At 69.1% G+C, this 1,202-nt stretch carries 2 protein-coding genes; both read left to right on the top strand.

Features of this window, described 5'->3' with window-relative positions; translation table 11 throughout:
- Nucleotides 1-40: 40 nt before the first annotated feature.
- Nucleotides 41-832 (top strand): IS21-like element helper ATPase IstB, encoded by a 792-nt coding sequence (gene istB, locus ACRDSQ_RS06270; RefSeq protein WP_431419594.1) that lies wholly within the window; start codon nucleotides 41-43, stop codon nucleotides 830-832.
- Between the two features lie 63 nt (nucleotides 833-895).
- Nucleotides 896-1,202 (top strand): hypothetical protein (locus ACRDSQ_RS06265; RefSeq protein ID WP_431419592.1); only part of this gene is annotated, 307 nt, incomplete at its 3' end.

The following is a 1,202-nucleotide window of genomic DNA, read 5'->3' as shown; positions in this document are numbered from 1 at the left end:
TCGTCGACGCCATGGGCCGCCGCGACGACGAGGTCGGCGCATGAGCGCCGACTCCCTCTACCAACAGCTGCGAGGCCAGCTCGCCTACCTCCGCCTCACCGCCACCGCCGAAGCGCTCCCCAGCCACCTGGACCACGCGGTGAAGAACAAGCTCGGGCCATCCGCCTTCCTCACCCGGCTGCTCGAAGTCGAGGTGACCGCCACCGAAGCCCGCCGACACGCCGGCCTCGAACGGTTCGCCCGCCTCCCCGCACCATGGCGGATCGACGACTTCGACTTCGACGCCCAACCAGCGGTCGACCAAGCAATGGTGCGGGAACTCGCCACGCTCCGGTTCCTCGACGACGCCACCAACGTGCTGCTGATCGGCCCGCCCGGCGTGGGCAAGACCATGCTCGCCGTCGCCCTCGGACGGGCCTCCATCGACGCCGGCTACCGCACCTACTACACCACCGCCGCCGAGCTCGCCGCCCGCTGCCACCGCGCCGCCCTCGAGGGCCGATGGGCGACCACGATGCGCTTCTACGCCGGACCGCGCCTGTTGATCATCGACGAAGTCGGCTACCTCCCCCTCGCCGGCGAAGCCGCCGCCGCGCTGTTCCAGGTCATCACCCAGCGCTACCTCAAAGGCAGCATCTGCCTCACCACCAACCTCGGCGTCGGGTCGTGGGGAACCATCTTCGACGACCCCATGGTCGCCGCCGCCATGCTCGACCGGTTGCTCCACCGCTCGGTCGTGTTCAACATCGACGGCGACAGCTACCGCATGCGCGCCCACCGCGCCCGCGCCGAACGACTCCGACCGGGAGGAGGTGACGCCAAACGACGCTGACTACCGTGTCGCCACCGAGGAACTCACCTGGCGAATTTCGGTGAGCAACTCTGGCGAATTTCGGTGAGCGCCATCAACATCTACCTCATCGTGCGCAACGGGCGCAGCGGCCACCTGTACCGTTGGGACAACGCCGGCAAGGCATGGTCACGTGCCGTCGTGTTCGCCGACGACCCGAGCTACGTCGTCTACCCAGACGACGTGATCGGCGACGCCCAGGGCAACATCCACATCGCCTGGGAGTGGGCCTACGCCTCGGCCAACGGGCTCCGGCACCTCGGGAGCTACCTGCGCTACGAGCCCGCCACCGGCCGCCTCTCCGACGCCGCAGGCAACGGGCTGGACGTACCGGCCACGCCGTTCCTGACCT

This window comes from Actinokineospora sp., assembly GCF_050699995.1.
Classification (GTDB): Bacteria; Actinomycetota; Actinomycetes; order Mycobacteriales; family Pseudonocardiaceae; genus Actinokineospora.
The sequence above is the reverse complement of the archived record's forward strand: the minus strand, read 5'-3'. Positions and strand labels throughout refer to the sequence as shown.